This is a genomic window from Ignatzschineria rhizosphaerae (assembly GCF_022655595.1).
GTDB lineage: Bacteria > Pseudomonadota > Gammaproteobacteria > Cardiobacteriales > Wohlfahrtiimonadaceae > Ignatzschineria > Ignatzschineria rhizosphaerae.
The window spans coordinates 440,432-464,182 of the sequence record NZ_CP093379.1 but is presented as its reverse complement, the minus strand read 5'-3'; the positions used below and the strand labels follow the sequence as shown (position 1 = coordinate 464,182).

The 23,751-nt window shown below is 37.6% G+C and carries 28 protein-coding genes and 1 tRNA gene; 15 read left to right on the top strand and 14 right to left on the bottom strand.

Going from position 1 to position 23,751, the window contains the following annotated elements:
- Positions 1–7 precede the first annotated feature (7 nt).
- From petA to MMG00_RS02050, 6 genes are all read left to right on the top strand, one after another.
- Complete coding sequence (gene petA, locus MMG00_RS02075) at positions 8–604, top strand: ubiquinol-cytochrome c reductase iron-sulfur subunit (protein WP_242150700.1); 597 nt, start codon at positions 8–10, stop codon at positions 602–604.
- Positions 604–1,878, top strand: coding sequence for a cytochrome b (locus tag MMG00_RS02070; RefSeq protein ID WP_242150697.1), 1,275 nt, complete (start codon positions 604–606; stop codon positions 1,876–1,878). Before petA ends, MMG00_RS02070 begins: the two co-directional genes overlap by 1 nt.
- On the top strand, positions 1,875–2,693 hold the full coding sequence (locus MMG00_RS02065; RefSeq protein WP_242150696.1) for a cytochrome c1: 819 nt from the start codon (positions 1,875–1,877) through the stop codon (positions 2,691–2,693). Before MMG00_RS02070 ends, MMG00_RS02065 begins: the two co-directional genes overlap by 4 nt.
- 94 nt (positions 2,694–2,787) lie before the next feature.
- Entirely contained in the window at positions 2,788–3,396 is a 609-nt protein-coding gene (locus MMG00_RS02060; RefSeq protein WP_242150693.1) for a glutathione S-transferase N-terminal domain-containing protein, read from the top strand.
- A 12-nt stretch (positions 3,397–3,408) separates the two neighbouring features.
- A complete protein-coding gene (locus tag MMG00_RS02055) occupies positions 3,409–3,948 on the top strand; it encodes a ClpXP protease specificity-enhancing factor (protein ID WP_242150691.1) in 540 nt (179 codons plus the stop codon).
- Positions 3,949–3,988: 40 nt separating this feature from the next.
- On the top strand, positions 3,989–4,669 hold the full coding sequence (locus MMG00_RS02050) for an esterase/lipase family protein (protein ID WP_242150688.1): 681 nt from the start codon (positions 3,989–3,991) through the stop codon (positions 4,667–4,669).
- A 181-nt stretch (positions 4,670–4,850) separates the two neighbouring features.
- On the opposite strand, the gene xseA is transcribed toward MMG00_RS02050, so the two are convergent.
- Together xseA and mazG are read right to left on the bottom strand one after the other, a co-directional pair.
- Complete coding sequence (gene xseA, locus MMG00_RS02045; RefSeq protein WP_242150685.1) at positions 4,851–6,224, bottom strand: exodeoxyribonuclease VII large subunit; 1,374 nt, start codon at positions 6,222–6,224, stop codon at positions 4,851–4,853.
- Entirely contained in the window at positions 6,217–7,029 is an 813-nt protein-coding gene (mazG, locus tag MMG00_RS02040; RefSeq protein ID WP_242150682.1) for a nucleoside triphosphate pyrophosphohydrolase, read from the bottom strand. The genes xseA and mazG overlap by 8 nt, the downstream gene beginning before the upstream one ends.
- A 738-nt stretch (positions 7,030–7,767) precedes the next feature.
- Between mazG and kdsB the strand changes: the two genes are divergently transcribed.
- The 5 genes from kdsB (at position 7,768) to rplI (ending at position 10,745) form a co-directional block, all read left to right on the top strand.
- The gene (gene kdsB / locus MMG00_RS02035; protein WP_242150679.1) at positions 7,768–8,532 is read left to right on the top strand and encodes a 3-deoxy-manno-octulosonate cytidylyltransferase; all 765 of its coding nucleotides are present in this window, start codon (positions 7,768–7,770) and stop codon (positions 8,530–8,532) included.
- 107 nt (positions 8,533–8,639) lie between these two features.
- Positions 8,640–9,464, top strand: coding sequence for an archaetidylserine decarboxylase (gene asd / locus MMG00_RS02030; RefSeq protein WP_242150675.1), 825 nt, complete (start codon positions 8,640–8,642; stop codon positions 9,462–9,464).
- Between the two features lie 149 nt (positions 9,465–9,613).
- On the top strand, positions 9,614–10,012 hold the full coding sequence (gene rpsF, locus MMG00_RS02025; protein WP_242150672.1) for a 30S ribosomal protein S6: 399 nt from the start codon (positions 9,614–9,616) through the stop codon (positions 10,010–10,012).
- 42 nt (positions 10,013–10,054) lie between these two features.
- The gene (rpsR, locus tag MMG00_RS02020) at positions 10,055–10,279 is read left to right on the top strand and encodes a 30S ribosomal protein S18 (RefSeq protein WP_109202128.1); all 225 of its coding nucleotides are present in this window, start codon (positions 10,055–10,057) and stop codon (positions 10,277–10,279) included.
- A gap of 19 nt (positions 10,280–10,298) precedes the next feature.
- Positions 10,299–10,745, top strand: a complete 447-nt coding sequence (gene rplI / locus MMG00_RS02015; RefSeq protein WP_242150669.1) for a 50S ribosomal protein L9 — start codon at positions 10,299–10,301, stop codon at positions 10,743–10,745.
- A gap of 196 nt (positions 10,746–10,941) precedes the next feature.
- Here the strand turns inward: rplI and MMG00_RS02010 are convergent, their stop codons facing one another.
- Positions 10,942–12,561, bottom strand: a complete 1,620-nt coding sequence (locus tag MMG00_RS02010; RefSeq protein WP_242150666.1) for a hypothetical protein — start codon at positions 12,559–12,561, stop codon at positions 10,942–10,944.
- A 342-nt stretch (positions 12,562–12,903) separates the two neighbouring features.
- Between MMG00_RS02010 and MMG00_RS02005 the strand changes: the two genes are divergently transcribed.
- Positions 12,904–14,520 carry a GMC family oxidoreductase gene (locus MMG00_RS02005; RefSeq protein ID WP_242150664.1) on the top strand — a complete coding sequence of 539 codons (1,617 nt, stop codon included), beginning with the start codon at positions 12,904–12,906 and terminating at the stop codon, positions 14,518–14,520.
- A gap of 285 nt (positions 14,521–14,805) precedes the next feature.
- On the opposite strand, the gene MMG00_RS02000 is transcribed toward MMG00_RS02005, so the two are convergent.
- From MMG00_RS02000 to MMG00_RS01960, 9 genes are all read right to left on the bottom strand, one after another.
- Complete coding sequence (locus tag MMG00_RS02000; RefSeq protein ID WP_242150662.1) at positions 14,806–15,126, bottom strand: ATP-binding protein; 321 nt, start codon at positions 15,124–15,126, stop codon at positions 14,806–14,808.
- Positions 15,127–15,306: 180 nt separating this feature from the next.
- Positions 15,307–15,591, bottom strand: coding sequence for a hypothetical protein (locus MMG00_RS01995; protein WP_242150658.1), 285 nt, complete (start codon positions 15,589–15,591; stop codon positions 15,307–15,309).
- 92 nt (positions 15,592–15,683) lie between these two features.
- A complete protein-coding gene (locus MMG00_RS01990; RefSeq protein WP_242150655.1) occupies positions 15,684–16,121 on the bottom strand; it encodes a hypothetical protein in 438 nt (145 codons plus the stop codon).
- 108 nt (positions 16,122–16,229) lie between these two features.
- The gene (locus tag MMG00_RS01985; protein WP_242150650.1) at positions 16,230–16,775 is read right to left on the bottom strand and encodes a hypothetical protein; all 546 of its coding nucleotides are present in this window, start codon (positions 16,773–16,775) and stop codon (positions 16,230–16,232) included.
- 473 nt (positions 16,776–17,248) lie between these two features.
- Positions 17,249–17,548: a hypothetical protein gene (locus tag MMG00_RS01980; RefSeq protein ID WP_242150647.1), complete on the bottom strand. Its 300-nt coding sequence runs from the start codon at positions 17,546–17,548 to the stop codon at positions 17,249–17,251.
- Between the two features lie 138 nt (positions 17,549–17,686).
- Positions 17,687–18,799, bottom strand: coding sequence for an XRE family transcriptional regulator (locus MMG00_RS01975; protein WP_242150644.1), 1,113 nt, complete (start codon positions 18,797–18,799; stop codon positions 17,687–17,689).
- A 124-nt stretch (positions 18,800–18,923) separates the two neighbouring features.
- A complete protein-coding gene (locus MMG00_RS01970) occupies positions 18,924–19,547 on the bottom strand; it encodes a hypothetical protein (protein ID WP_242150641.1) in 624 nt (207 codons plus the stop codon).
- Between the two features lie 198 nt (positions 19,548–19,745).
- A complete protein-coding gene (locus MMG00_RS01965) occupies positions 19,746–20,621 on the bottom strand; it encodes a hypothetical protein (RefSeq protein ID WP_242150638.1) in 876 nt (291 codons plus the stop codon).
- A gap of 124 nt (positions 20,622–20,745) precedes the next feature.
- On the bottom strand, positions 20,746–20,979 hold the full coding sequence (locus MMG00_RS01960) for an EexN family lipoprotein (RefSeq protein ID WP_242150635.1): 234 nt from the start codon (positions 20,977–20,979) through the stop codon (positions 20,746–20,748).
- A 239-nt stretch (positions 20,980–21,218) separates the two neighbouring features.
- Here MMG00_RS01960 and MMG00_RS01955 point away from each other — a divergent pair, with 239 nt between their 5' ends.
- The 3 genes from MMG00_RS01955 to MMG00_RS01945 all read left to right on the top strand — a co-directional run bounded on the left by MMG00_RS01955 (position 21,219) and on the right by MMG00_RS01945 (position 22,644).
- Positions 21,219–21,398, top strand: a complete 180-nt coding sequence (locus tag MMG00_RS01955) for a type II toxin-antitoxin system HicA family toxin (RefSeq protein WP_242150632.1) — start codon at positions 21,219–21,221, stop codon at positions 21,396–21,398.
- A 44-nt stretch (positions 21,399–21,442) separates the two neighbouring features.
- The gene (locus tag MMG00_RS01950) at positions 21,443–21,847 is read left to right on the top strand and encodes a type II toxin-antitoxin system HicB family antitoxin (RefSeq protein ID WP_242150629.1); all 405 of its coding nucleotides are present in this window, start codon (positions 21,443–21,445) and stop codon (positions 21,845–21,847) included.
- A 464-nt stretch (positions 21,848–22,311) separates the two neighbouring features.
- A complete protein-coding gene (locus MMG00_RS01945) occupies positions 22,312–22,644 on the top strand; it encodes a helix-turn-helix transcriptional regulator (RefSeq protein WP_242150627.1) in 333 nt (110 codons plus the stop codon).
- Between the two features lie 107 nt (positions 22,645–22,751).
- Here the strand turns inward: MMG00_RS01945 and MMG00_RS01940 are convergent.
- Both MMG00_RS01940 and artM read right to left on the bottom strand, forming a co-directional pair.
- Positions 22,752–22,842 (bottom strand) — tRNA-Ser (locus tag MMG00_RS01940).
- A 240-nt stretch (positions 22,843–23,082) separates the two neighbouring features.
- Complete coding sequence (gene artM / locus MMG00_RS01935) at positions 23,083–23,748, bottom strand: arginine ABC transporter permease ArtM (RefSeq protein ID WP_242150624.1); 666 nt, start codon at positions 23,746–23,748, stop codon at positions 23,083–23,085.
- Positions 23,749–23,751 lie beyond the last annotated feature (3 nt).

Genomic DNA, 23,751 nt, shown 5'->3' with positions numbered 1-23,751 from the left:
GAAGAACATGAGTTCGGAGAATGTTAATCATAAAAGGAGACGAGTCCTGAGCTACGCAACCGTTGCTGTTGCAGCTTTTGGAGCAGGATTTCTCGGCGTTCCTTTTGTTAAGTCTTGGATGCCAAGTCAACGTGCAAAAAGTGCAGGTGCGCCTGTTGAAGTTGATCTTTCCAAGCTTTCCCCAGGAGAGTTACTCCGCGTTGAGTGGCAAGGTAAACCAGTTTGGGTATTAAATCGAACAGAAGCAATGCTCGATCGTTTGTTAACCTCCCCACCTGATGCATTAGTTGACCCTAATTCATCAAGTGATCAACAACCTCCATATGCTCAAAATGAGTACCGTTCCATCAAACCTGAGTTTTTAATTCTCGTTGGAATCTGTACCCATTTAGGTTGTTCGCCAACATTTAGACCTGAGGTTGCACCAGCAGACTTAGGTCCAGCATGGCGCGGTGGGTTCTTCTGTGCATGTCACGGCTCAAGATTTGACTTAGCAGGACGTGTATTTAAGAATCTCCCTGCTCCAATTAACTTACTTGTTCCTGATCACTACTATAAAACAGACAATTCTATTGTCGTTGGTATTAGCGGGGAGGGTGCATAATGACAACACAATCAAAATCTAGACTGGAACGTTTCGGCGACTGGGTCGATTATCGTCTCCCGTATAAACGTGCGCTTCGTACTCACGTTACAGAATACTACGCACCAAAAAACTTTAACTGGCTCTATGTTTTTGGAATCTTAGCGAGCGTTGTACTTGTTAACCAAATTTTAACCGGTATTTGGCTTGTCATGTATTACAAACCAGATGGAGCTCTTGGCCCAACAGGCATTCCTATTGCCTATGCGTCACTAGAAACAGCAGTGATGCGTGATGCAAACTGGACATGGCTCATACGCTATATGCATGCTGTAGGGGCATCGATGTTCTTCATCGTCATTTACCTACATATGTTCCGCGGTTTAATCTATGGTTCACATCGTAAGCCTCGTGAGCTTGTGTGGATCTTTGGGATGTTAATTTATCTTGTACTTATGGCTGAAGCCTTCATGGGATATGTCCTTCCCTACGGGCAAATGTCATTCTGGGGTGCACAGGTAATTATCTCTCTCTTTGGCGCAATCCCTTATATCGGTGATACTTTAGTTACAGGTATTCGTGGGGACTTCGTGATCTCAGAAGCAACGCTTAGCCGTTTCTTTGCACTTCACGTAATTGCTCTGCCATTAGTCTTAGTTGGACTTGTTGTTGCGCATTTACTTGCACTTCACCAAGTAGGGTCTAACAACCCTGATGGTATTGAAATCAAAGATAACTTAGATGAAAATGGAAAACCGCTTGATGGTATCCCGTTCCATCCTTACTACACCGTGCATGACACTTTTGCAGTAGGAATCTTCTTAATCTTCTTTGCGCTTATCATTTTCTATCTCCCAGATATGTATGGTCTCTTCTTAGAAGCACCAAACTTCGAGCCTGCTAACCCGTTAGCAACGCCGGCACATATCGCTCCAGTATGGTACTTCACACCTTACTACACCATTTTACGTGCAGTTCCTTCATGGTTCGGTACTCAAATTTGGGGAGTTATCGCAATGGGTGCTTCAATTGCAGTACTATTTATGCTCCCATGGATTGATAGAAGCCCTGTACGTTCAATTCGTTACAAAGGCGCATTCATCAAAATTATGATCGCTCTTTTTGTAATCTGCTTCATCATCTTAGGTTACTTAGGTGTTGTACCTGCAAATGATGCTCGCACATTAGTTGCACGTATCTGTACTGTCTTCTATTTCATCTTCTTCCTTGGTATGCCATGGTGGTCTAGATGGGGTAAAGTTAAACCAGTTCCAACAAGGGTGACAATGAAATGAGAAAAATCGTAACTCTATTAGCTAGCTGCCTAATGTTAATGACTGCAGCGAATGCACAATCATCAGAGGAATTAACTGCCCAAGCTCTTAAAAAGCTTGGCAATCCTCAGATCAATGTATCAAACCATGAATCAATGCAATCTGGGGCACGTCTTTATATGGACTACTGCCTTGCTTGTCACTCTTTAGAGTTCCAACGTTATAACATCACAGCGCGTGATATGGGACTTCAAGAAGAAGATATTCAAAAGCTCATTAACACAGGAAGCTATGATCCTCGTGAAGCTGAGTTTATCAGATCGAAAGATGGTGACCTTATTTACACAGCAATGGATCGCCGTGATGCACAAGTTTGGTTAGGTGTTGCACCACCTGATTTATCAACTATTGCTCGTGCAAAAGGTCCTGATTATGTTTTCAAATATCTTCTCTCTTTCTATGAAGATGAGAGCCGCCCTACTGGTATGAACAATATTGCATTCCCGAATGCGGGTATGCCACATGTTCTTGCTGAACTTCAAGGAACTAATAAACCAGTTATCCAACAAGTAGCTATCGGTGAGTGTGATCTTGAAAAACCAGAAGCATGTCAATTTGAAGATGTCGTGGTAGGGCTTGAGAAAGTACAAGATGGCGCAATGACAGACCTTGAGTATCGTAAGGCTGTTAACGACCTCACAACTTTCCTTACTTATGTTGCAGAACCTGCTCAATTAGAGCGTGCAAAATATGGTCCTTGGGTACTTGGCTTCTTAGTAATCTTTACGATTCTTGCTTATGCATTAAATCGTGAATACTGGAAAGATGTTAAGTAATTCGACCTTTTCATATGATTCAAAACTATTATAAAATCTGTAAGGAGCAATTAATTATAGTTGCTCCTTACTTGCGATTAAGGAGATCATAATTATGTCAACAAGACGCACAGGATTTACATTATTTACCGAGAAAAACTCTTTAGATGGTGATCGTGTTAAGGTAACCCTTTTAGAGAAAAACATTACCTGTGAGACAGTAATTGTCGACCCCAATAATCCGCCAGGGGATCTTTTAGAAGTTAACCCACAAATCATTCTCCCAACACTCATCACCCGTGAAATTGCGATCTATCATACAGATACAATTTTAGAGTTTTTAGATGAGCGCTTCCCTCACCCACCGCTTCTCCCAAATGACCCAATCTTAAGAGCAAAATTCCGCTTAACGTTAAAAACGATTGTCAATGATTGGTATCCTTTAGTAGAGAAACTTATTGGGCGTAAAACGGCGGATAATAAAACGAATAAAGCAATTGCAGATCTTTTAGTGGCTTATTCACCACTCTTTAGCCAGACAAATTATTTCCAAAGTGATGATTTCTCACTGATCGATGCAACAATCGTTCCTTTTTTATGGTGGGTAAAATTCTTAGAAATTCCCCTTCCGAAAAAAGCACAACCAGTGTTAGATTATTATGATCGTTTATTCGAAAAAGAGAGTGTTAAAATGGCATTCGACAAAAAAGAAAAAACAATCTAAGGATAGAATCTCATGACTTCAAATAAACCCTATTTCATGCGTGCGTTATATGAATGGATTTTAGATAATAATTGCACTCCCTATATTGTGGTTGATGCAACGTTACCATTTGTTGAAGTTCCTGAGCAATTTATTACAGAAGGTAAGATTATTTTAAACATCTTACCTTCTGCAACTCATAACCTCTATCTTGGCGATGAGTGGATTACTTTCTCGGCAAGATTTTCTGGCGTTTCTGAAGAAATTAATATCCCAATCGGTGCTGTTGTCGCTATTTACGCACAAGAAAATGGCGAAGGCATGGGCTTTGAAACAGAGGCGTTACCTGAGGATTATTTTGATGAAACAATCATCAAAATTCCAAGTAAAACCACGCACCATAAACCACAGCTAAATATTATCGAAACAGAAATAGACTCAGCAGAACAAGAAGAGATTAAAAAAGCGCCAATTGCATCTAAAGAGAAAAGCATCAAAGATACTCGATCAACCTCTCAGAAAAAAGAAGATCCTAAAAAGAACAAAAAACCGACCTTAACCATTATCAAATAATTAAGGCTAATCTGTTATTAGTTTTCAAGAGAAGATCGCAATGAATGATTCCCTTCAATCTAGCTGTAAAGATATCGTTCTCATTCATGGTCTTTATCAAAATAGTCTTGTGATGAAACTCCTTGGTCGACGCTTAAACGCGTTCGGTTACAAGACTCATTATTTTGACTATCCAACCCTCAAACAAGATCTTTCTCATAATACTTCTGCTTTAAAAGCATATCTTAGGGAGTTTAAGCAACCCTTTGTGATCATTGGGCATAGCCTTGGTTGTATCTTAACGCTCAATACACTTCACCAAGAATCATTTCCTCTTCTGCAATCGGTTATCGCCATTACCCCGCCCTTTCTTGGTTCCCGGATTGTTAAATACCTCTCAGAACATCAAAGTGTTTTTTTGATCGGAAAAGCACAAAATGCTCTGACTCCTAAAGATGATTCGCTTTCATGGGATTTTTCAATTCCTTTAGGAATTATTGCCGGCACTCAAAATACAGGTCCTTCTGCACTCCTTTTAGAGAGCCTTACTAACACCATCGAAAAAGACTCCATGATTAGTGATGGCACGGTATATCTAGATGAAACCCGCATAAAAGGATTCACCGACTTCATCACTTTACCTAAGTCTCATACGATGATTCTATTTGACCCTACGCTCCCTCAACTTTGTGACTATTTTATTCAACATCATCATTTTCATTCTATAGTTGATTTGGTTTAAGAAAAACGGTTTTAAAAATAAAATAAGATAGCTCATCAATCAAATACGCTTGCACGGTGCCGGATAAAACAACTCTTAGGCTTCTCATAATAGGTTCACCGGCAATCTAATTTAGTGATTTTTAAATCGATTTTACTCTAAGAATTAAAAATACCCCGTCTTAATATTTCATTGATCTACTTTAAAGCAGAGTAATATCTGTGACTTTTACGGCGATTGCACCATCTGCAACCTGAACTTTTAGTTCATCATTCACCGAAACTTGAGAAACACTCTTAATCACAGCCCCGGCATCATTGCTCGTCATTGAATATCCTCGCAGTAATGTGTGAAGAGGGCTTAAAAGATGTAACCTTTCGATTTGCTGAAGCACCAACTGCTCCCATTTTTTTTGCTTATAAAGCATAGAAGATTCTAATCTTTGCTGTAATTGCAATAACTGCTCTTGCCTTTTTTCAATCTTCGTTTGAAGTAGTCTTATATCAAGCCTTGCTTGAAGAGACTTTATCTGAAAAGTTGTATGCGTTATTTTAAGCGTTAAAGTTTCTCGAAGGCGCCCTTGCAATGCTTTTAATTCAGATTGAAAGGTTTGCATCTGCAACTTAGGTTCTTTTACCTGCAATCGGTGTAATAGAGCGGTTAACTTTCGCTGAGTCCCTTCATACTTTATACGCATTAAATTCAGTAAGCGCTCCTCAAATTCAGAGAGTAGCTGATAGAGCTCATCACGAGATTGTGAGGAATATTTGGCAGCCATAGAAGGAGTCGGCGCTCTTAAATCTGCAACAAAATCGGCAATTGTGGTATCTGTTTCATGGCCAACGCCCGTAATAATAGGAATTTGAGACTCAAATATTGCTCTTGCAACAATCTCTTCATTAAATGCCCAGAGATCTTCAATACTCCCGCCACCACGAACTAAGAGTAAAAGATCTACCTGCGCTTCTTGATTGGCTTTAACAATAGCTGCGGCTATCTCTTCTCCCGCCTGCGCTCCTTGAACTTTTGTTTCATAAAGTATTAACGGAATATCCGGACGATGCGTTGTAAAAACATTTAAAACATCTTGCAAAGCCGCTGCCGTATTAGAAGTAATGATCCCAATTTTTTGAGGATGTTTAGGAATAGGCTTCTTAAGCGCGCCATCAAATAACCCATCTGCTTCTAATCTCTTTTTTAATGCTTCAAACTCAAGGTATAGATCCCCTTTCCCTGCCTCCTCCACCCGAGAAACGATTAATTGATATTCCCCACGAGGAGCATAAACTGTTATTTTCCCACTAACTCTTACCTTTTGCCCACTGCCTATTAAAGCTCGATACATCATGGCTTGCGAACGCCAAATAACCGCCTTAATAACAGCACCATCATCTTTTAAATTAAAATAGATATGCCCAGATTGGGGAAATGCCGCATTCGAGACTTCACCTTCTACAAGGCAATAGAAAAAGCTCCCCTCTAATTGATCTTTAATAGCAAGATTTAAAGAGGTCACACTATAAACAGATTGCGCATTAGGATCTTGAGTCACTGAACCTATCGTCCCATTAAACATCTCGCATCTCCTTTACAATATTCATCTCTTGCACTTTTGCTAGATCCCAATAGCGATCTAGCTCCTCTAAGGTTAAAGTGGTTAATGATTTCTCTGCATGAACTTCAATATATTGAAAGCGTCTTCTAAACTTCAAATTGGTCATATTTAAAGCCTCAGTTGCATCTACCTCTAAAAACCGAGAAAGATTAACCAATGAGAAAAATAGATCCCCAAGCTCCCCCTTAATCTCAGCAATATTACCTATCTTTACGGCCTCATGAAGCTCCGTTTGCTCCTCTTCGACTTTTGCCCAGACATCTTCAATATCATCCCAATCAAATCCCACTTTGGCAGCTTTTTCTTGTAATATCGTGGCTTGTTTTAATGCCGGAAAAGCTTTTGGAATTCCAGATAAGATAGAAGAATGCTCAGGCAATCCCTTCGCTTTTCTCTCTGCTTTTTTTATCTCTTGCCAATCAGCCTCGTGTGCCTCAATAGACTCATACTTTTTCCCAGAAAAGACATGAGGATGTCTTCTAATCATCTTTTCCTTCAAAGTCATCAGCACATCATTAAAATCAAAAGCGCCAGCTTCAGCTGCAATCTCACTATGCAGCAATACTTGTAATAAAAGATCCGCAAGTTCCTCTTTTAAATGATCACTATCAGCTTCATAAATTGCATCAATGACCTCACTACTCTCTTCTTCTAAATAAGGAATTAAAGATTCATGCGTCTGTTCTCTGCTCCAAGGGCAGCCCGCCTTTGATCGCAATTTTTTAATGACTGCTAATAATTCATCTAAACAAGCTTCTGCTCTCATTAAATTAATATCCTTTAAATTGATTATTTGTTTATTTTAACGCATTCCCCTCTATCACGACATCTACTAATCCCCTCTTTCACAAAAAAGGTCATTCACCACAAAGATTTCTCATCTAGTTTTAAATTTATTCTTGCTTAAAATAAAATTCTCATGATTTAAGCTACTGTTATTATCGGTAAACATAAAATCATTTATTTAACCAAGTATTCATTGATTGTTTTTTATCACTAATAGAGCTCCCTATAAAAATACAAAAATTAATATTAAAATTGACATTTTAAATTAATATTACTCGCAAAAAGATACCCACAGTTCCTGTGGATAACTTTGAGGATAACTCATTTAAAAAGAGCTTTAATGGCATGAATATGCCAACTTTGAGTTATTGATCAATAATTGATCACCTCTATAAGCTAGTAATACCAATAGTTTTCAAGAATCATAATCTCACAACTGTAATTTTCAAATGAAAGTCGCACACCATCAGGCTTCTCAGTCGTTGTGAATAAGTCAAGCAAAAAAACCATTTTTTTTATCACAATTTTCATGCAAATTTGAGAACCTTTTTTGAAAAAAAATGTAAAGCATATAATCATTTTTTAATGATAAAAAAATATTCATATTATTTTAGAACAAAAGACTTCCCCTTTTTATCGTCATGCTTTTCTCATCGCTGATCAGATGCGTACCTGTTATAATTCCCACTTTATTATGTCTCTTCATTGAGGAACCACTATGAATTACAACATTGTTATTCCCGCACGCCTAAAGTCAACGCGACTTCCTAATAAAATGTTACGTGAACTTCATGGAAAACCATTAATTGAATGGACTTGGCTTGCAGCTATTAAAAGTAAGGCTAAAAATGTTATTGTTGCTACGGATGATCAAGCTATTTTTGATCATCTCACATCAATAGATGCCAAAGTAGTTATGACAGATACGGCGCATGAATCAGGAACAGACCGCTTAAGCGAGGTTTCTCGCATGCTTCAATTTTCGGCGGGTGAAATTATTGTCAATTGGCAAGGAGACGAACCATTTTTACCAATTAGCTTTGTCGATCAAGTTGTCTTAGCCCTTGCTGAAAACAGTAACGTCTCAATGAGTACGCTTGCAACACCTATTAACGAATGGGAAGAGGTGCAGGATCCCAATGCGGTAAAAGTGGTCTTAAACGAAGAGGCTGAGGCGCTTTATTTTTCAAGAGCTCCCATTCCTTATCAGCGTGAAAAAATGCAACATACAGGATTAATAGAAAACTCCCCTTATCTTCGCCATATCGGTCTATATGCTTATCGTGCCGAATTCTTAAATGAATATCCTCATTTAACACCATCCCCATTAGAAGAACTCGAAAAATTAGAACAGCTAAGAGCGCTTGCCAATAATCGTAAAATTGCTGTAGCAATCTCAACACATACACCACCTCCAGGAATCGATACGCTCGCAGATTTACAAAAAGCACAAGCCTGGATTATCAATAATGGCTTAATTTAAAATATAGCGATCTCAATGGATCTCGCCTAATAGAGGCCTTTTATTAATCAATGGGCGGTATTTATAATATACTCCTCATATTATTCACTCTTTAAGAGTCAAAATTTATGCTAAAAAACATCACTTTCCAACGTCTTTCTTCTTGGTTTTTCCGAAAAATTACTCGTGTTGAGATGAAATGGTTCAAAAATCTCTTCATCAGTCAATTTGCCAAAATTTATAAAATAGAATGGCAAGATTGTGTCAGACAAAGACCGGAACAATTTACCTCTTTTAATGACTTCTTTACTCGTGAGTTAAAGCCTGAAGCACGCCCATTAAGTGATGCTGCGATTATTTCACCAGCAGATGGAAAAATTGCCGCTTGCGGGCAATTACAAGAGACTACGTTTATCCAAGCAAAAGGTCATCATTTTACCTTAGAGGCATTAATTGCAGATCCTAAGCTGGCAAAAGAGTTTAAAGATGGGCAATTTGCCACAATCTATCTCTCACCTAGAGATTATCATCGTATTCACATGCCTGTTACGGGGCGTTTAGAACGCACCATTCATATCCCTGGAAAATTTTATAGTGTTTCGTTAAAAACAGCTGAGAATATCCCAACATTATTTGCCGAAAATGAGCGTCACGTTTCACTCTTTGATACCGAATATGGCAAAGTTATTGTGATCTTAGTTGGCGCCATTAATGTTTCAAGCATGGAAACCGTTTGGGAAGGAACAATTACCCCTCCTTATGGCTCGATTCTTAAATATAGCGATTACTCTAATGAAGAGATCACCCTCGAAAAGGGGGAAGAAATGGGCCGATTTAACATGGGATCAACCGTTATTGTCATTACTGAAAACAATGAACTCAAACTCGATGAACTCCTTAAAGAGTATCAACCCGTCAAACTTGGTGAATCACTGCTTCATAAAGTGCACTAAAGGAAAGATCAGCCTTTCCTTTAAGAAGATTTATCGGTATAATGCTCAGCTTGATTTTGACCTTTCTAGTAAAAGGTCTAGGTCTCCTTGTCTTTCAAAGGGTTATTGAAAGACTTTAAATTTTTTTAAATCCATAAGGAGCATGAATAATGCGTCATTACGAAGTAGTATTTCTGGTTCATCCAGACCAAAGCGAACAAGTTCCTGCAATGATCGATCGTTATAAAGCGATTGTGACTGACAATGGTGGAGCTATTCATCGCTTAGAAGATTGGGGTCGTCGTCAACTTGCATACCCAATCCAAAAAATCCACAAAGCACACTACGTTCTTATGAACATCGAGTGTGACAAAGCAGCCTTAGAAGAACTTCAAAGTGCATTCCGCTTCAACGATGCTGTGATCCGTGATCTCATCATCAATAAAGAAGAAGCAGAAACAGAAACTTCTGTAATTGCAGCTAAACCTGAGCGTAACGTTGAAGTTCGTGAAGAAGAAGTTGAAGTTGAAGATGATGCAGACGACGCTGATGACAGCGAAGAAGCATAATCTCTAAACTCTTTTCAAAATCTATTAAAAAGGTAAATTATTATGTCACGTTATGTTCGTCGTAGAAAATATTGTCGTTTTACCGCTGAAGGCGTTAAAGAAATCGACTACAAAGATGTAAACCTCTTAAAAAACTATGTTACAGAAACAGGTAAAATCGTACCTAGCCGTGTAACTGGTACTAGCGCACGCTATCAGCGTCAACTTGCAACTGCAATCAAACGCGCACGCTACATTGCATTGCTCCCATACACAGATCAACACTAATCGTCCAAAGGGAGATACAATGAAAGTTATTCTTTTAGAAAAAATTGAAAATTTAGGTTCTCTTGGCGATACAGTTGATGTAAAACCAGGATTTGCACGTAACTACCTTCTTCCACAAGGTTTAGCAACTGAGGCAACTCCTGCTAACATCGTTGTATTTGAAGCACGCCGTGCAGAACTCGAAGCAAAACAAGCTGATGTTTTAGCAGCAGCTCAAGCACGTGGTGAAAAACTTGCAGGCTTAGTAATGACTATCGCAGCTAACGCTGGTTCTGAAGGTCGTTTATTTGGTTCTGTAACAGCTCAAGATATCGCAACTCTTATTACTGATGCAGGCGTTGCCGTTGACCGTAAAGAAGTTCGTATCAACGATGGCGCAATCCGCGCACTTGGTGAGCACTTAGTTACACTTCACCTTCATGCAGACGTTGATGTAGAAATTACTGTAAACGTTGCAGCTGAGTAATCTAAAGCACTGCTTTAACAAAATTAATAAAAATTCATCCTAAGACAATGAATCAAAAAAACCCACTCAATGAGTGGGTTTTTTCTTATCCCTAAGATACATATATCTCCTCTCATAAAAATGCCGGCAACCAATCATAAGCGCCGGCATTTTAATACACTATCATCTGCTTTACTGCCTAATGAATAAGAAAAAGCTACAAATTCACAATAGACTTTTCAGGTAATTTCCAATCATATTTTTGAGCAGCAATAACACCACTTCGTTGTAATAATCTTGGAATAGCATAGTAGTAACCTTCAGCATGTGCCCCCATGCTAATACTCATACCAAATACTAAATCACCATAGAGGTTAATTTCTCGGAAATTGGTATAAACAGCGTTTACTAAAGCCGCGCACTCAGGATCTTTCGCCAGTAAACCTTCCGCTTCAACTTTCAACTGCATTAATATCTCATCAATATCATCCTGACGATGAGAACGATCTAATATAAATTGTGTACTAGCAATATAACCTGCCGTTAAATTCATCGGTTTTCGTGCGGCAAACTCTTCTGTCCCATATTCAAAAAGTGTTCCATAACTATCTAGATAGACTGTTTCTGGCGTTTGGCGAACAATTTTTGCATAAATTGAATCGATTAGTACCGTATCACCGGCAATGGTCGGATAATACGCCTCATCATGCGGAACATCTCTTGAGACCATATTTTCTAAGCAATCGATCGTTAAACGAATACGACCATTATCTAAAAGTGGATTCAATAGAAAAACAGAATAAAGATTAATATGCTCAATCTCCCAAGGAATCCCTTGATAGATAACTCTCTCTCCCTCTCTTGCTAGCCCCATATTTAAAAAGGTGCGTAAACGTTTAAAATAAGCTGGAATAGAGTTTCTTAAGCCTATCGCCATTGCCAAAATCAATAAAATGGCAAAACCAAAGAGCACCATATCGCCAGATGAATGAAGAATTACTAAGAGCGAGGCAAAAGCAATCGCATAAGAGAAAAGCTCATAGACTAATAAAATAACTCGCCAAATAAGCGTCGTCTTTTTCACATTAGGGTGAGTTTTCACCTTCTTTTCATGATTTGCTACAATACGGCGCAATACCCATGAAAAAATATAGAGCAACCCAAAAAATGTCCCTAAACTAATTAACAACACCTTTCCTTCATTGGTAATGAAGCTCCAAATACCATGAATAACACGCTCAGTTAAAGTCCCCTCCCTCTCAATCTCACGATATTGCAAATTAACTAATTCCAGCTGATTTTCATAATAAGCACGTTTAATCTCCCAACTACTATGAATTTTATTAAGCTGCTTTAAAGATGCCTGACTCAATTGCGAGCGGTCAATCTCATCAAGATGCGCTAAAGCATCATCAATAGCTAATACGTTTTGCTCTAACTCCGCACGCGTTGTACGGATAAAATCACGCTTTCGCTGAGATTCTGTTAAATTTTGCAATGAGCTAAAAACAGGCTGAACAATCTTAATCAGCTCCTTTTGCCAATCATATTGCTCAATCTCTTCCTCTTCATTCCCGGCAACGTTATACAACTCAACCTCTAACCCCCCAAGCGCTGTTTTTTCAAACATTTTTTCAAAATTACGCTTTTGCTGATTAAGCTGCGCTAAAGTGATCTCTAAACTTTCACGATGATCAGGATCTTCAGTAACTTCTAATTCTTGCAAAACCTTCGCTCTACGAGCATTAACACTATCAAGATTACCTCGTATCTGATTTAAAGATAATGTACTCTCTAAGGCCATATTTTTGGGCTCTTGAGCTATTCCAACACTCAAAGATATAGAACTCACCAGTAAAACTAAAATTAAGGGTAATAAATAATATCTAATACTTCTTTTAATCAAAATTCCTCTACTTTGCATCTTTTTGCGATTTATAAGTCGTCTACCGACCACTAAAATGTAAATATTCTTCAAATATCATTTTACAGGTCTCTCTTATAAATACAATTTTGCCCCAAATCACTATCTATTGAGCACTTAGAAAGTGGATTTGTTATACAAAACACATATTAAATTCACAAATACAGACAATTAAAATCTAAAAAGTAATTCCTATATTCACCTTTATGCTTTATATTTAAAACAATAACCCATTGATTTTAAACGCAAGGAGATATGATGATGAATACTTATGATTATATTATTGTTGGCGGCGGGTCTGCAGGATGCGTCATCACCCATAAACTCATTAAAGAAACAGATGCTACCGTATTATTATTGGAAATAGGCCCTGATGATAAAGACCCTTTTATCCATATGCCGGCAGGTATTCCCTTTGCTCTTAAAAAAAATACTTTCCAATATGAAACAGAACCCGAGCCAGGCTTAAATAATCGCAAAGCCCTAGTACCTCAAGGTCGCGTTATAGGCGGAGGAAGTAGCGTTAATGCGATGTTACACGTCAGAGGCAACCCTCAAGATTATGATGATTGGGAAAATCTATACAACTGTCCTGGCTGGAGCTATAAAGATGTCCTGCCATACTTTATTCGCGCTGAAAACAACGAAAGCTTATCTAGCCCATATCATGGTACTCATGGGCATATTTATGCGAGTGAGGCTCGATTAAGACATCCTATTAGCTTAGCTTACATTAAAGCTGCCCAAGAGATGGGATTTAAATATGTTAATGACTTTAACGGCCCCTCACAAGAAGGAATAGGATTTTATCAAACCACTACCCATAAAGGTCGCCGTGCTAGCGCCGCATATGGCTACTTAAACGAAGTAAGAGATAATGAACGCCTATCCATTATTACTGGTGCGGATGTTCGAAAAATCATCTTTGAGAATACAAAAGCCGTTGGCGTTGAATACCTTCACAAAGGGAAATCAATAACCTGCAAAACAAACAAAGAGATCATTGTCACGTCAGGATCCATTGGTAGCGCTAAACTACTCTTACTTTCTGGAGTAGGTCCGCAAGAACACCTCAAAGAGATGGGAATTGATCTAATCGCCAATAACCCTCAGGTCGGAAAAAATTTACATGACCATCTATTTGCACCTGTTTGCGCTAAAACCCCCTCTCTTACCCCAAGCCTCATTAAATACATGAAAGGCATCAAAATGCTAGAAGTAGGCTTAGAGTGGATAGAAAATAAAGATGGTATTGTTGCATCAAATATCGTTGAAGCCGGTGGATTCTTAGATTTAGATAAAGATGGGCGTCCTGAAACCCAAATCCATGTTAACCCTATTCTCGCGACCAGCCTATTAAATAAAAAAGCCGCAACAAGTGATGAAGAGTCTCACGGTATTACTTTAGAAATGGCCAATGTAAGACCTAAATCTCGTGGTGAAGTATTATTAAGAAGCGCCAATCCAGAAGATCAAGCAAAAATTACTTTCAACTACCTAAAAGAACAGGAAGATGTTGATGGATTATTAGCAGCTGTTAAATTTGGTTTATCGCTATTAAAAGCCCCTTCTTTAAAAGAAGTCGTTACAGAAGTCGTCACCCCATCCCCTGAATTAACTACAGATGAGGAATTAATTGATTATATCCGTAATACTGTCTCTACTATTTATCATCCTGTAGGAACTTGCAGAATGGGAGATGATCCCAATAATTCAGCTGTAGATATGAACTTAAAAGTAAGAGGTACAGAAGGTCTACGAGTAGCAGACGGCTCAGTTATCCCACAAATTCCAAGCGGAAATACTAATATCCCCATAATTATGATTGCCGAACGCGCTTCAGATATGATTATCAAGGATTATAAAAAATAGTAGATACAAACTTACTTTATAGTGAAAAAGCAAAAAGCCCCTGAAACAGGGGCTTTTGACACTTTAAATGGAGGAGGAGGAGGAGGCTATCGGACACCTATTACTATCTTAGTGTGATGCTTTCTCCTGTTCGTTCAATTGTGCTATCTTAGCCTCATTGCTAGATTATTATAGCGCTCTGTATTCTATTAACTTCCGACATTAATGAGTACTTATCCTCAATTCGCCAATCTCCCAAGGGGGTTCTATCACCCGGATCAAATACTTCTAACATCCTAGAATTATTTAGGAAATATTATCGTGAGTAGTGTTCTTCAACTTAACTACGCCCTTATCTGATCCTGACCTCCTTTTTAAAATACTTGGTGCCCCAGAAAAAATAAAAGATATCGCATCCAGCATTGTAGTCTTCCCAACTCCATTTTCCCCACAAATGATATTCATGTGAGGATCTAAGTTTTCTAATTTGAGATATCGGATTCCACCAATATCAGCAATTTCAATTTCTTGTATTTTCATAGGGCTACCATCGAGGTTATTTTTATCTACCTGATAGCATAGTAAGTTTACTTGCCCCTTTCCAATATTTTTATAAATATTAATCATAAATCGCCTTTATTTAATTAATAAAAAAACCTCACTTAAGAGGCCTTGTCTATTGCGCCCTAATGTCGCATCGCTTTTCATTAAGCAACAAAAGTAGCCCTTAAATCAGGGCTATCCATACTATTTACTGTTAATACTTAAATCAGACTTTTAATATCCAATAGTATTTTAGATGCTTCGTTACTCTTTGGATACTTTAGCTTTCTGCTCTTCTACCCAAGCAAGTGTTGGGTATTTCATAAAATCTGGCAGGATAAACCATGTAGGGTGATCATGCGAAGTAGGGTTTCCTAATGGCATACCTTCAAAGCCATTCCATCTCATACCTAATCCTTCATTCCCATCCCAGGTGCATTTGATAACAGAAGTTCCGCCTGCTCCTCCATCCCATAATACTTCTACAATCTCTAAACGCCCTTTAGGAGCTGTTACTGTTTTAGGCTTTCTATAAATTGAATCTGTCATAAGCACCTCTTAAGTTTATGTTTACAATAGTAATTATACCCTTTCTAATCTAGAGATACGAAAAAAGCCCTTTATTGTGCTTTCAATCAAGACTATCTGTTTTTTATACCCAACAGAACCATTTCATCAACCTCTCCTAAGCATTGACCAAGTTGCGGTAGTTCAGCGCCAAATGCATTCTTAGCAGTAAAAGATACTTCGACATAAGGACCCTCAACAATATGCCCAGCAACCTCTGATTTGAATTTATAAGTGGAAGGAAAGTTTAGCTGTTCTTTTATAAGTGTTTCACATGCTTGATATCTTTTCTTATTTAAAAGATAGGCCTTTTTTTGCTCTTCTTTATAAGCAAGTTCAGCATCGCTTGGCTGCAAGTACTCATATATAAATATCCCACCACCCACAATAACTACAAAAAATATCACGCCCAAGTAAGTAAATAGTTTTTTGATAAACTTCTTATCCTTTTCTGAGTCTTCTCTTCTTCTCTCCTGCTCTTCAACCTGCTCAATAATACTTTTACGCCTCATCACTATCTCCTAAATTCATCATCCATCAATTCTACCCCAGATAAATTTAGGGAACAAAAAAGCCCACTAGGGGCTTATCCTTGCTTACTCTTTTTTGAGTAACTATCACTAATAACTATTTCTTTCTCTAACGATTTTACTGATCTCTACCATTTCCTTAGTTCTATACGAAATTCCAAATCTAAATGTTTTCTCATCACTTACTGAAGAGCTAGGACCTCGATAAGGGGAGCGGTAACTAAGTAATGATTCAGCAACTGGCACTCTGCCTTTAAATGTCATGTTCGTTACATCTTCATCTATCGTTTGAACATCAATCGGCTCTCCGAACTCTTCAATATGTCCATTTATAACTTGATTTAACTGATCCTCACTTATATCTATGTAATTAATCAAATCAACCATATGAACAACATCGTTGAGCGTTCCAATATAGATAAACTGGAATATTTCTCCCTCTACTTCTTTTTGGTAAATAATGAGATTTTCTTCAAAATCACTATATTGGTATTCTTCTGGGATCGTATACTCATTAAGATTAGCGACATCACTCACAGAGCAACCTATTTTAATACCCGCAACCTCCTCATAAGGCCGATCACAAGCAAAAGATAGTCCAAACATCAACACTGGCAATAAAATCAATCTTTTCATATCAACCCTTTAATATATTAATTAAAGCATTATTACCCATCGGCATAACTTTTCAAGCTTGGTTTGTTGGGGCGTTAAAAAAGCTCGCCAGAGCGAGCTTCTTATTACAAAAAATACTGATCATTGGTTAATCATTGATCCCAATCGATTCCACGATTGCAATCACAGGGCAAATTACCGCCTTCACAGTGGACAGGACAATTATCAACTCTGTCCCCCTCACAATGATCACAGGTAAAGTCTTCCCCCTTATCTACACAATAAGAGCAGGCAACATGCCCTTTTCCCTCGCATGTTTCGCACACCGTATAACCCATATCTAGGCACTTCTCACAATCTATACGCTGTTCCTCAATATCTCTAACCATTACAAAACCCTTTAAATAATTTATTAAAAAATAACTTGATCACAAGTCAGACCAAGCATTAGTATGCACTCTAAATTCGCACCTGCAACTGCAGTCGATTAACGACTAATAAATTAATAAAGGTTCGTCATCGCTATTTTCACCGATATTACATCGGTAGCGACCACTGAATATTTTTTTGTTAAGAATAGCATCAAGCAATATTCTTTTTTGAGATATGTAAGCACGATAATTTTGTAGTTTCTTGCTGTCGCTAGCAATAAAACTACCCAGAAAACGAAGCGCACGATCTCTCAGCCAACAAATACCGCAAAGTAGAGGTCTAAACAATCTTCTTACGATTGCTACTCTTTTCGCCTCAAACATGGCAAATGGGCGCATTTTAATTTTATTTAAATCAATCATTTACACCTCCTATGTTGAGTAATTTTGTAAGAAGTGAACTGTAACCATACATTGCATTTATTCAATTTTTGCAAATGATTGTTTTATAATCAAAAAAACCTCCATTTAGGAGGCTTTATGCTTATGTGCTTTGAGTGATTATTTAACTATAGTTAATGTAGGCTTCTTATGACTACTCTTAACTACTGTTCCTTTATTGTGAACAACACTTAACTCATAATCTTTCATGAAATCTATATCAAATAGAAATGAGGAAATATCGTTAACAGATGTTGCTCCGATTTCCTTAGTTATCATTTTAAGTGAAATCTTATCTTCTTTTAAGATTTCTGCTATTTGAGTTAATACAGTAGAAGTTTCCATTGGAATGCCTTCTGGCTCTTCAGTTCTATATCCTCTCTTAGACATTTCGGGGGATAGCACCCTTGAATATACCCACTCTGAAACAAGCCCTAAACTTTGCATTCGATATGCAAGAGCTGCAACAGAAACTTTCCAATTTTTTTTCAAAGTAATCAAATCATCTACAGTAATAAACTCTGGTGTTCTTTGTTGCACTGTATCTTTTGGCATTAAGAATGCTGAAGCAAATTCATTCATTGCTTTTTCAGTTTCACGGTGTGTTTTGCCTTTTGCAAAACCATTGACATCCATGACTAAATGTCCTAGTTCGTGAGCAGCATCAAATCGAACTCTTTCAGCACTCTTCCCCAAGTTTAAGAAAACAAAAGGAGTATCATTACGCCAAGTACAACAAGCATCTAAAGCTAAGTCAGGAATATTTAAAGAAAATACTCTAATACCGTGCTTTTCAAGCAAGGCAATCATATCCCCAATCGGCCTATTTGATAATCCCCACTGTTCACGCAACTCTATTGCTGCAGCTTGAGGCTCATAAAGTGAAAGGTCTGGTAAGTCTGCTTTAATTAGATCAAACTTACTCTCAAGCCAATCATTAAATTCAATTGCTGTCTCTAAATTCCTATTAACTTGCCGCTCTACCCTCTGAGTCATTTTAGATAGAGCTCTAAAGCTTACTTTTTGTGAAGATATTTCTTCAAATGAGTTTCCATAAAAAAACTCTTTTTCAATACTTAACGTTTCAGATAATTTTTCAATATCTGGTATGTATTCACCGTTTTCATAATGGTGAATAGTTCTTGAGGATACCTCTAATTTATCTGCTAACTGTTTTTGAGAATATCCTCGTAGTTCTCTCGCAAAAACTAACTTATCTGGATTAAAACGCATTTTAGTGTCCTATATTCTACAGTTAAAAAATCAGTATATTCTATAGCTTTTTGTAATTTTAGCTATAAAAACAGAGGAGATTTAAACTACCTCCTCTGCATTCATTGTCTAATACTTCGCAGTATTATATCTTTCTTTTTACTTCAATCTCTTCTACAATAGGCTCTTGTTCTCCAATAGTAGAGCGTTCGTTCTTCGTGATTCGTCCGCCGAGATCAATAGTGTAACACTCCCTGTTACTTAATGATTTTATGGTCTCACCATCTAACTCATTAATCGTTGAGATTTCTATACGCATCTCATCTTTATCACAACGGTACAGCAGAATTTGCAGCTCAGTCCCACCTGTTAAAGCAAGTTCTGACTGTCCGTCGTGAATGGCTCGAGCCGTTTTGGAGATCTTTCTATTATTAGTACTAACCTGGTCAGCCGAAGCATTAGGGTTCCCTGTATACTTGTTGCCAGATCTAATAATTAAAGCCTTCTCCTTTTCAGGACTAATGCTAATTGATGCTCCACGAGAATTCTTACTCGTCCAGCCGTGCTCTTCAGAGAGTTTATGCCTCACTTCTGTTATTAAATTTACTGAGCGCAACACTCCCGATGCATTAGGCGGAGAATGCTCTTCCTTAACAGCATAGCGAATCCCCTCCTCAATTAATCTTGCAACCTCTTCTACCGCCTGCTTAATAACATTTGCATCACCATGCTTAACGCCAACAGCTTTTGCTGTTTTATTTTTTTTCATACACACCTCAGGTATTAAATTTATAATTAATGTGCGTAACTTTACGCATCAACCTTCTGGATTATCAACCTCAGTATGAGGTGTCAAAACCAGAAGTTGAATTATAACACAGAATAAATATATGAGCGTTAATTCAGAAATGCAAAACTAAACCACCCCCTTAATCTCCGCCAATACCAGCGAAGCCTCATGGGATTTTTAGGCTCTATATTTTTTTACTCCCCACTTTCCTTTGTCATCTTGGGGAGGAATCAACTTACTATTTCGTTTTGCCTTTATAGGGGTCAGTAACATATCGCCTCGCAGGGTCGGCCCTTTACTAGATCTTTTTCTGATTACAGTCTCCCCATGATTTGTATAAGCTATTATTTTGGAAATATATTTCTCATGATTATAGAGGTACCGAATATCTAAAAAATGATTTTCCTCGTTCACAGCCCCCGTACAGCAATATACTTGCGCCAAATTCAATTCATACTCTTTTTTACTATAGGGGCTTATCTTTAACCCTTTATCTGCATCTTTTTGTGCTTGCATTAATGAAACTCTTATATCCAGATTTCCCGCTTCAAGCAATAACTCATAAATAGTTACCTCTCTGTCTTTTAAGTTAAAAAAAGAAACATTTAGGTGGTCAGTAGTTTTGCTATTTATTTCATACTCAAGACTAACACCTGACTTTCTCTTATAGTTTAAAAATGCAATAACAAATCCATACAACGCAACAAACCAAACCAAGATCCCCATTATTCCAGTAACAATCTCAAAGTTACCCTCTTTTTGAATCAAATCATCCCAAACTAAAACCATTAATAGAGAGAAAATCATAATTAACGCAAAACCAACAACTCTCTCTATTCTCCACTCAATCCCTTTGGGGATATCGGCAATAAGTTGATACACAGAAAATATAGAGCACATTACAGCAGCTGTAATTAATGCTAATTTAACGCTACCTAGCTTTACCACATCAACAAAAAGAGACAAAGTGCAATAAACCACTAAAACATAAACTATAGTTCCAATAAAAACTAACCACTGTTGACACTTTGATAGCGTTTTACTTCTACTCATACCCACCTCTCACATAATCAATGAAAAGCATTATTACCCATCGGCATAACTTTTCAAGTTTAGGTTTGCTGGGGCGTTAAAAAAGCCCGTTAAGGGCTTCATATACAATCCTGTTATATTCTAATTATTGCCCAAAATTATGGTAATTAGGATGAGCTTTGTACGCTCTCCTACACATCTCAAAATCCTCCATTTGGCCATTTGTGATCTTTCCTGATTTACATATTGCTGTCATTTCTTCTCTTAGCTCTGGATTCTCTTTATAGTCATCCACAGTTAGCTTTCTAAATTTTGAGTACTCATCACCACAGGCAGTTAGCACTAGAGCTAAAGCTGATAAAAAAACTATTTTTTTCATATATATATAACCAATTATTCAACACAAAAAGTAACTCCAAAGAATACTTATAACCTTTAATATTATCAATATAATAATATTCAAATAGTTTATATCTTGATTGGCATCATGAAATAATAAGTCCTATTAGATCTGGAGAATCTTTATAAGTTAAAAGTGTGTATAAAAACACACAGAAACTTTGACTATACCAATTTAATGTGTAATAATACACACAAGATAAACAGAAAGAGGAGATCATGAATAGCAAAGATTTAATAAAGATGATTGAAAAAGATGGATGGTATCTAGTAGCAACAAGAGGTTCACATCATCAATTCAAACATCCGACCAAATCGGGAAGAGTCACAATCCCTCACCCCAAGAAAGACCTACCGAAAGGAACAGTCAAAAACATAATGAAGCAAGCGGGCATCTAGCCCGCCCTTCAACTGCTAGACATGATCTTAAAAAGGAGAAAACTATGTTATTTCACTTAGTGATTCATAAAGATGAAGATAGTACCTATGGAGTAACTATCCCATCCTTAGAGGGGGCTTTTTCTCATGGTGACACATTAGAAGAAGCTGTATTAAACTCAAAAGAAGCAATCCAATTCCATCTTGAAGGAATTCTTGAAGATGGGATCGAGCCTGATTTTAAACATCTCACATTAGATGAGATCAAGACTAATCCTGACTATCAAGGAGCTGATCTGATCTCCGTTGATATTGATACATCTGCTTATACACTTAAACCTGAACGATTTAATGTTAGCTGGCCAAGGTATCTCATCAAAGAAGTAGACCAATATACAACTCAGCATCCTGATACTCGCTCAAGCTTTCTTGCTAAAGCAGCTAAAAAATATATTGAGCAGAATCCTTAATAGAGAGCCCCGTCAGACGATGAGTATATGTGGGTCTTGGATTATGCTGGAGGTGGGCCTACGCAATGCTTTTATCGCAAAATCCACATCCCAACAGGCAACACCGTGGGAGGAACCGCAATGTACGCTCCCGATGGTAAAAACTGTCCAGACCTTAATTAACTAATTACGCCCCTTGCTTTTAGCAGGGGGTAACTTTCCAAATAAAAACCTATTTTAGCTCACTCATGCTCTTTCCTCTTCTGCACCGTATCAACAATCCCTTTGGTAATCGTTGTACCTGCCCCTGTTGGAATACTTGAAGCAGAAGAGAAGGCCGCCATTTCACCGATCTTAAGGATAGGAGATCTTGCAGGAAAGAGCGAAAGATTGAAATCAAAATCAGAAGCTCAAAAGAAAGCTGATTACGTTTACAAGAACGCATTAAAGATCATTAGTAATAAATTGGGATTAAAGGAGGTAGCATGAGCAGAATATCAGTCATGCAGGAACTTTTAAAAGCTGAACAGCTAAAACGAGAAGAGGATTTATTAAACACAGGGAATATTGTTCAGCTTATTAAAAACTTAGAATTAAAGCTTGATCAGAAGTTTGATGAAATTAACCCTAAAAGCCAGTATAGACTCTTAAATATTCATGATGTGATGGATTTAGTAGATCAAGGGGATAAATGGATCACAGAGCATATAGCGGCTGGAACATTCCCACCGGCAAAAGTATTTGGAGGTAAAAGAAAATGGTATCAAAAAGATATTGAGAGATGGATTAGAGATATGATGGAATCTACTGAGCATTAAGTGATCAAAATCATCTTACACTAAAACATTAATGAGTACACTAATGAGTACCGCTCTAACTCACATAAGCAAAAATCCCCTTAAACAGGGGCTTTTGACACTTTAGATGGCGGAAAAGGAGGGATTCGAACCCTCGATACGCTATTAACGTATACACCCTTAGCAGGGGTGCGCCTTCAGCCGCTCGGCCACTTTTCCTAATCTTTTATTCTGCTACCTCAGTAGTGAATAGACGTACTATTATAGTAATTCTTTCCAAGATGTAAAGCCTAAAATTAACTCAATATGCACTTATTATTTAAAAGAGTAATAACTATACATAAAAGACTCGCAAATCCTCTCAAAATAATCCTTTTGAGCTCTAAAATAATTAAAGCTTTTCTACATGCCTCTTAAGTAACTTACTCCCAATAATGCCCTTTAATCATATATTTAAAGCTAATTCTCAAATGCTAAAGCTCTTTTTTCCATCAGTTTTGCAATGACAATCAAAATAGCATTGATTACTAAATAAATAACGCCTGCCATCGCATAATAAGTGATCGAATCATAAGTTTGCCCTGAAAGTTCTCTTGCTCTTCCCATAATATCTAAAAGCGTAATTCCTTGCACAAGGGATGTACTTTTAAAAATTAATACTATCTCATTAGAATAACTTGGTAAGGCTCTTCTTAATGCTAAAGGGATCAAGATCTTCATCGCTTCAAAACGGCTCATTCCTAATGCTAAACAAGCTTCCCATTGATTTTTGGAGATATTCTTTACCGCACCATAAAAGAGCTGTGCTGTATAGGCTGCTGAGTTTAATGACAACGCTAATACCGCACAAAACCATGCTTGAGAAAATAGACTCCATAAAAAGCTGTTTTTAATAAACTCAAACTGCCCAGGGCCTGTATAAAAGAGGAAGATTTGAACTAAAAGTGGCGTTCCTGTGAAGAAGATAATAAATCCTCGCATAAACTTCGCCGGCAGTTTTCCTTCCCAGAGCGTTAAAACACCAGTATAAAGAATCGCTAAGATAAACCCAAAAAAGAGTGCCGCAATCGTTAAAGCTAAACTGAGCGGTACACCTTCTAAAATAAAAATAAACTGATCTAACATTGT